Annotated in this window: 8 protein-coding genes; 4 read left to right on the top strand and 4 right to left on the bottom strand. The window is 64.1% G+C overall.

What is annotated here, in order from left to right:
- Positions 1–106: 106 nt before the first annotated feature.
- From AC1DYX_RS07535 to greB, 4 genes are all read right to left on the bottom strand, one after another.
- Entirely contained in the window at positions 107–442 is a 336-nt protein-coding gene (locus AC1DYX_RS07535; protein WP_477257883.1) for a hypothetical protein, read from the bottom strand.
- 58 nt (positions 443–500) lie between these two features.
- Positions 501–1214 carry a PEP-CTERM sorting domain-containing protein gene (locus AC1DYX_RS07530; protein WP_477257881.1) on the bottom strand — a complete coding sequence of 238 codons (714 nt, stop codon included), beginning with the start codon at positions 1212–1214 and terminating at the stop codon, positions 501–503.
- A gap of 220 nt (positions 1215–1434) precedes the next feature.
- Positions 1435–2043 (bottom strand): biliverdin-producing heme oxygenase, encoded by a 609-nt coding sequence (locus AC1DYX_RS07525; RefSeq protein ID WP_477257879.1) that lies wholly within the window; start codon positions 2041–2043, stop codon positions 1435–1437.
- A 106-nt stretch (positions 2044–2149) separates the two neighbouring features.
- A complete protein-coding gene (gene greB, locus AC1DYX_RS07520) occupies positions 2150–2716 on the bottom strand; it encodes a transcription elongation factor GreB (RefSeq protein ID WP_477257877.1) in 567 nt (188 codons plus the stop codon).
- A gap of 81 nt (positions 2717–2797) precedes the next feature.
- On the opposite strand from greB, the gene AC1DYX_RS07515 reads away from it, so the two are divergent.
- The 4 genes from AC1DYX_RS07515 to AC1DYX_RS07500 all read left to right on the top strand — a co-directional run bounded on the left by AC1DYX_RS07515 (position 2798) and on the right by AC1DYX_RS07500 (position 7254).
- Complete coding sequence (locus AC1DYX_RS07515) at positions 2798–3406, top strand: hypothetical protein (protein ID WP_477257875.1); 609 nt, start codon at positions 2798–2800, stop codon at positions 3404–3406.
- Positions 3407–3424: 18 nt separating this feature from the next.
- Positions 3425–4912, top strand: a complete 1488-nt coding sequence (locus AC1DYX_RS07510; RefSeq protein ID WP_477257873.1) for a PAS domain-containing sensor histidine kinase — start codon at positions 3425–3427, stop codon at positions 4910–4912.
- A complete protein-coding gene (locus tag AC1DYX_RS07505) occupies positions 4909–5556 on the top strand; it encodes a response regulator (RefSeq protein WP_477257871.1) in 648 nt (215 codons plus the stop codon). The genes AC1DYX_RS07510 and AC1DYX_RS07505 overlap by 4 nt, the downstream gene beginning before the upstream one ends.
- A 120-nt stretch (positions 5557–5676) precedes the next feature.
- The gene (locus tag AC1DYX_RS07500; RefSeq protein WP_477257869.1) at positions 5677–7254 is read left to right on the top strand and encodes a GGDEF domain-containing protein; all 1578 of its coding nucleotides are present in this window, start codon (positions 5677–5679) and stop codon (positions 7252–7254) included.
- Positions 7255–7259: the final 5 nt, after the last annotated feature.

Raw genomic sequence — 7259 nt, 5'->3', positions numbered from 1 at the left:
CCGCCCTGCTCGCGGACACCCCTCGCAATCAGGGCGGCGGCCGCGCAAAGCGGCAGTCCTGTCAAGAATTAAAATGACGTCGACGGCGGAAAAATGAGCCGTCCGCTTAAGTTCGGTGGATTGCCTGGCCGTCCATCATGATCAGGATGCTCAGGAAGAAATATGGCCAGCCGTTATCCTCAATATGTGCGTAGAAGAAACGATGCGATTTTCCGCTGAGCAGAAAAATAACGATCGACACCAGCGCAAACACGAACATGCTGGTCGCCGAATAAAGCATTTCGCGCGCCAGTTGGCTGCGGTCGATCGGCTTGGGCTGCAGGCGCACGATGCTGCCGCTGCGGCGCACGGTGTGAATACGGGACGCGATCCGGCGCGCAATTCGAGAATGTGGCCGAATGCCGCGCACATGACTTACTAACGTTTCGGAAAGTAGACTCATGCCAAAGCACCAGTTTTCCCTGTGGGAAAACGTGAATCTACTTCCGAGAATGTTAGTACTATCGGGACTGCCGGCGGCGCAGCGCTGCAAAGCCTAGCAAACCTGCACCGAGCAGCATCGCCGTGGTTGGTTCAGGTACCGGTGTTGGGCCGGACGGCGGGACCGGTTCCGGAACTGGCGGCGCTGGCGGCACTGGCGGAGTCAGCGGCGCAGCATCGCCATTCAAGACGAAAGTTGTCGGATTAGAATCTTTAAACATCTCGCCTGTTGTTTTATACCCTGCAAACTGGAACGTCAAATCCGCTTTCACTTGAAGCGGCACGTTCAGATAATCCGTCAATGCAATCGGGGACATACTCTGCGGAATCTTTCCAAATGCATTGAAATAATTGCCACCCACATCATATCCTGAAATACCGAACTGAATTCCCGGGTTCCCCGGCACTTGCATCGCTATCTGTGAATTGCTACGTTGGTCCATAAGATCCGCATGCCTTACACCATCTATTATCATCACAACAACAATAGGTTCATTCGTACGGACAGCGGAGCCAGTCGGCTTTGCGTAGTTAATGGAAGGATTATCAAATCCAAACGTAATGGTCAAATCATAGGGCGAATTAGCAAGATTCCGTCCTCGGGTACCAAAATAGCCTAATGAATCCTGGCCGCTGTCTATCGTACCGCTCACACTCAAAGTAATTACGGTTGCATTCGCGAAACCGGAAATTGCAAACGCTACGGCGGCAAAGGCCAATTTCATCTTTTTCATTCATCCCTCTTCGTTGCGAAAAACTGCATTGTAGAGATGAAATGACAATGTTTATCCTTAGAAATAAAGGGTGAATTTAGTCCACTCTTGTTTCCATAGGCAAATTTTGTTGGATACCCTCTCAAGCAGACGGGTTTGGGTGGCAATCTGCTCAACCGATCGGATTTCAGGCTTGCTCAGCGCAAAGTCACGAACCGTCTCGGCTCGCAGTTCCTGTTGATCAGGCAGCTGCGGCGCGAAGCGCGGATGCGGGACGCGATCCGGCGTGTAATTCGAGGATGTGGTCGAATGCCGCACATGCGCCGGCGCAGGCACCCGCGATCTCGGCCGGCGTGCGCACGCCGGCACGCAGCGCCTGTGTGAAGGCGCGCCAGCGCGGGCCCGGGCCGGCGGCATCGCCTTTCAGGTAGCGCAGGCGGTGCGGGGCAAGGCGCGCGTGCAGGCGTTCGTACAAGACGGCGCCGCCCAGTTGCGAGCCTTYGATCACGTAGTGCACGCCCCAACGGTAGGCTGGACTGGCCGCTGCAGGCCAGGCGGGCGTGGGCGCGTCCTCCGGACCGGATACGCCCGCCTCGGCCAGATCGGCCTCGATGAGGGCCAGGCGCGGCGCGTGGTCGAACTGCGGCCCGTCCGCGAAGCCGGCCAGCCAGCCGTGCAACGGCGTGAGCCACATCCGCAGCAGGACCAGGTGGGCGATGTAGTCGCGCAAGGCAGCATCGGGAGCGCCGATCGGCAGGCCGGCATCGAGCGCTGCGTGGCGGCTGGCGGTGGCGGCGCGCAGCGCGGCCAGCGGATCGGCCGCAGGCGTGCCGTCGAGGGAAGGGATCATTGGATGGGGAAGCGGGAGGGGCCGGAGGCGGAAACCACCCATCTTATCAGCCACGGCAATATCCTGCCGCCGCCCTGCCCGAAGCCCCAACAACCGCGCCGCAGCCTCAGTCCGCGGCAGGCTCCGGATACTCGACGCTCAGGATTTCCAGCTCGTCATTGCCTTGCGGCGTATGCAACATGACGACATCGCCCTCGCGGGCCTTGGTCAGCGCGCGCGCCACCGGCGAGACCCAGCTGATCTTGCCCTTCAGCGGGTCCAGCTCGTCGATGCCGACGATGGTGACCGTATGCTCCTCGCCCGCCTTGTTGACATAGGCGACGGTGGCGCCGAAGAACACCTGGTCGTTGCCGTAATGAACGGACGGATCCACGACGAAGGCGGAATCCAGGCGCTTGGTGAGGAAGCGGATGCGCCGGTCGATCTCGCGCAGGCGGCGCTTGCCGTAGATGTAGTCGCCGTTTTCCGAGCGGTCGCCATTGGACGCGGCCCAGTGCACGACACGCACGACTTCCGGCCGGTCGACGTCGATCAGCTGCAGCAGCTCGTCCTTGATGGCCTTGTGGCCGGCCGGCGTGATGTAGTTCTTGGACCCGGCGGGAATCGCCCGGGCGAGCGCCAGGGCCTCATCGTCGTCCTCGTTATCGGACTCTTTTACAAATGCCTTGTTCATGCACCTATTGTATCGCCATCGGTGACATGCACGCGTGTCCCGCGTTGGCGGTCGCGCGCCGGTTTCCCGTATCATGGGGGCATGACACGAGCCCTTCCACGCAGCCGGATGTTCGCGCCGCTGGTGTTCCTGGCGGCCGTGGTGCTGCTCGTCGAGGAGTGGTGCTGGGATACCGGCATCCGCCTCACGCGCGCCCTCGCGCGCTGGCCCGCGCTGGCGGCGCTGGAAGAACGCGTGCGCGCCCTGCCGCCGTATGGCGCGCTGTGCGCCTTCGTGCTGCCCGGCCTCCTGCTGTTGCCCGTGAAGGTCCTGGCGCTCCTCGCCATTGCCCACGGACATGCACTGTCCGGCATCGCGACCATCGTGCTGGCCAAGGTGGGCGGCGCGGCCGTGGTGGCGCGGCTGTATGTGCTGACCTTGCCGACCTTGCTGGCGGTGACCTGGTTCGCGCGCTGCCACTGCTGGTTCATGGGCGTGAAGACGCGCTGCCTGGATTATCTGCGCTCGAGCCGTGCCTACCACCGGGCTGGCCGCGCGCTGCGTGGATTGCGGCTCGGCATCCGGCGCGGCTGGCGGCGCGCCTGGCACGGGTTGCGCGCGCACCCGGCGCCGGCGTCCGGCCGCCACGCCAGCCGCGTCATGCGCCTGCTGCGCCGCTTCGTGGTCCAGTGGCGCGCGCGCCGGCGCTAACCGACAGACGAGAAGACCATGAGCCCAGACACATCCAGCCACGCCGCACAGATGCCCGCCCTCGCGCCCGCGATGCAGGCATCGACCACCGAGATCTACCTGTTCGATGCCGACACGCTACGCCTCATCGACGTCAACCAGGCGGCGCGCCACAATCTCGGTTATGAACTCAAGCAATTGTGCAGCATGACCCCGCTCGACCTGGCCCCCCAGCTCGACCATGCCGAACTGCGCACGCTGCTCGATTCGCTGGGCCAGGAAATCGGCGACCAGGTCAGCCTGCGCACGCGCCACCGCCGCGCCGACGGCAGCACTTATCCGATCAAGCTGTGCTTCCTGCGCATCGTGCGCGACAGCCGCTCGCTGTTCCTTGCGATCGGCGACGACCTGTCGCTGGAACTGGCGGCCGGCATGGCGCTCGAGCAATACCAGGCGCGCTTCAAGGCCGTCGTCAACCACACGCCGGGCCTCGTCTACCAGTTCGTGCTGCGCGCGGACGGCACCATGGCCTACCCCTACCTGAGCGAGGGCTGCACGGCGCTGCTGGGCCTCACGGTGTCCGAACTGCAGCAGGATCCGGAGCGCTTCGTGCGGCTGATCCTGCCTGAAGACCGCAAGGGCTACCAGGATGCGATGGAGGCGTCCCGGACTCTGCTTACCGCATGGAACTGGGAAGGCCGGATCCGCGCCCACGGCTGGAACGACGTCAAGTGGATCAGCCTGCGCGCCACGCCGCTGCCGCTGATGGGTGCCGGCGTGCAATGGGATGGCATCATGACCAATGTCACGACGAGCAAGCTGGAGCAGGAAGAGACGCGCCGTTCGCGCGCCCGGCTGGCCGAGCTGACGCACCACATCCAGCAAGTCAAGGAACAGGAGCGGGCCCGCATCGCGCGCGAGATCCACGACGACCTGGGCGGCAATCTGACGGCGATCAAGATGGCCCTGGCCATGCTGGCCGCGCGCCTGCCCGACGATCCGGCACTGCGCGACAAGGCGGATTACCTGGACGACCTCGTCGACCGCACGATCGATGCCGTGCACCGCATCTCGCTCGACCTGCGTCCCAGCACGCTCGACCTGGGCCTGGTCGCCGCCCTCGAGTGGCAGGCGCGCGAATTCGAAAAGCAGATGGGCATCGCCTGCGTGTTCCGCAGCGCCGACAGGGAGATCGACCTCGACCCGGACCAGGCGGCCGCCCTCTTCCGCATCTTCCAGGAAGCGCTGACGAATATCGCCAAGCACGCCGGCGCCACGCGCGTGACGGTGAGCCTGCGCCGCCAGCGCCAGCACCTCACGCTCGGCATCTGCGATAATGGCCGCGGCATCACGCCCGCCGACCGCCTGAAGCCCCAATCGTTCGGCCTGCGCGGCATGAGCGAACGCGCCCGCGCGCTGGGCGGCACGCTCACCCTGTCGCAGGCGCCCGGAGGCGGCACGATGGTCGTCGTCAAGATCAGGCTGGCCGCCCCCGCGGCCGGACGCAGCGAAACCACCCGAGCATGACAGAAAAAGCCAGTATCCGTGTTTTTATTGCCGACGACCACGCCATCGTGCGTGAAGGCCTGAAACAGATCCTCGCCGAACAGCGCGACATCGTCGTGGCGGGCGAAGCCGAGACCGGTCTCGATGCCGTCAAACTGTTCCGCAAATCGCGCTGCAACGTGCTGCTGCTCGATATCTCGCTGCCCGACCGCAACGGCATCGAGGTGCTCAAGCAGATCAAGAGCGAAAAGCCGGACCTGGCCGTGCTGATGCTGTCCATGCACCGCGAGGACCAGTACGCGATCCGCTCGCTGAAGGCGGGCGCCGCCGGCTATCTCACCAAGCAGAGTGCGCCGAAGGAACTCGTCAACGCCATCCGCCAGGTGGCGGGCGGCCAGCGCTACGTCAGCGCGCAGCTGGCCCAGGTGCTCGCGGCCCAGCTCGGCGAAAACCACGAGGCGCCCGTGCACGAATCGCTGTCGGACCGCGAATACCAGACCCTCACGATGATCGCGTCCGGCAAGACGGTGAGCGAGATCGCGCGCGAACTGTCGCTGTCCGTGAAGACCGTCAGCGAATACCGCTCGCGCCTGCTGGCCAAGATGAAACTGAAGACCAGCGCCGAACTCACGCATTATGCAATCCGCAACCAATTGATCGATTAGGTGGCGCTCGTAATTTTATTCGATAAGAATAAATGGTAAATACGCGCCTTTTCAGCGATTTGATTTCCAGCAAGCCGCTTACTATGACGACAATAATCATGCCATGTTGCAACGTCCAAAATGTCCAGTACTCAGCGACCGCCGGGAGCACCCGGCCTGAATCCGGCGGAGATCGCCCGCGAAGCGTTCCGGCAGCTCGCCACACGCCGCATCGCCCCCACGCCTGACGCCTACCGCGAGATCTATAACGAAATCGCGGGCGTCGAGGCATTGCCGCCGCCCCCGCCGCCAGCGGATCCCGGCGCCGAAAAAGTGCTGTCCGGCTTTGCCCACAAGCTGGCCGACACGCCCGGCGAACTGACCGATTTCGGCACGCGCCTGAACCGTGCCGTCAAACAGCGCGACTGGGACGGCTATGCGCGCACCCTGTCCCAGCTGGCCGAAAAACACCTGCGCCGCCATTCCCATCCCGTCCTCGCGCTGGGCGCCGAGAACGGCGAAGCGAAGCTGCTGCGCGACCTGCTCAGCCGCACCCTGACGTTCGCCGTCGCCTCGCTGCTGGCGGGCACGCCGCAACTGTCGGGCGAGGCGGAATCGCTGGGTGCCGCCGTCAAGGCCGCGCACGGCGAGGAAGCGCTGCAGGAAATCGCCACGCGCCTGAAGGACTTGTGCTACCAGATCGAACTGAAGAGCGGCGACACGGCCGAGCAGCAGGAGTTGCTGCTGCGCCTGTTCAAGCTGCTGCTGGAAAACGTCTCGGAACTGCTGGACGACGACAGCTGGATCCGCGGCCAGATTGCCGCCGTGCAGGACCTGATCGCCGGCCCCCTCGACCACCGCGCGCTGGAAGACGCCACGCGCAGCCTGAAGGACGTGATCTTCAAGCAGGGCCAGCTCAAGCACGGCATCGCGGACGTCAAGGCGACCGTGAAGAACATGATGATGACGTTCATCGACCGCCTCGGTTCCGTGGCGGCGTCGACCGGCGACTACCAGGAAAAGATCGGCGGCTTTTCCGAGCGCATCCGCCAGGCCGGCAACATCGAGGAACTCAACGAAGTGCTGGAAGAAGTGCTGCGCGAAACCAAGCTCGTGCAGGCCGAAGCCCTGGCTTCGCGCGACCGCATGGTGGCCGCGCACCAGGAAGTGCAGGAAGCGGAGGCCCGCATCCGCGACCTGGAAGCGCAGCTGCAGCATATGAGCGAGCTGGTGCGCGAAGACCAGCTGACCGGCAGCCTCAACCGCCGCGGCCTGGACGACGTGTTCGAGCGCGAAAGCGCCCGCGCCGACCGCCGCGGCACGCCGCTGTGCGTCGCCCTGCTCGACCTGGACAATTTCAAGAAGCTCAACGACACCTACGGCCACCTGGCCGGCGACAACGCCCTGCGCCACCTCGTGAAGGTCGTGCGCGACACGCTGCGCTCGATGGACGTGATCGCCCGCTTCGGCGGCGAGGAATTCCTCATCCTGCTGCCGGAGACGAATGTCGAGGCCGCGTCCGCCGCGATGGTGCGCGTGCAGAGAGAACTGACCAAGCACTTCTTCCTGCACGAAAACGAGAAGATGCTGATCACGTTCTCGTGCGGCGTGGCGCTGCGGCGTGCGAACGAAGACCAGGCCAGCCTGACGGCGCGTGCCGACCGGGCCATGTACGAGGCCAAGCGGAGCGGGAAGAACCGGGTGGTGATTGCCGACTGACCGGC

It is taken from the genome of Massilia sp. P2_C2, assembly GCF_056404615.1.
Note: the sequence above shows the minus strand (reverse complement) of the source record. Positions and strands in the feature narration are given on the sequence as shown.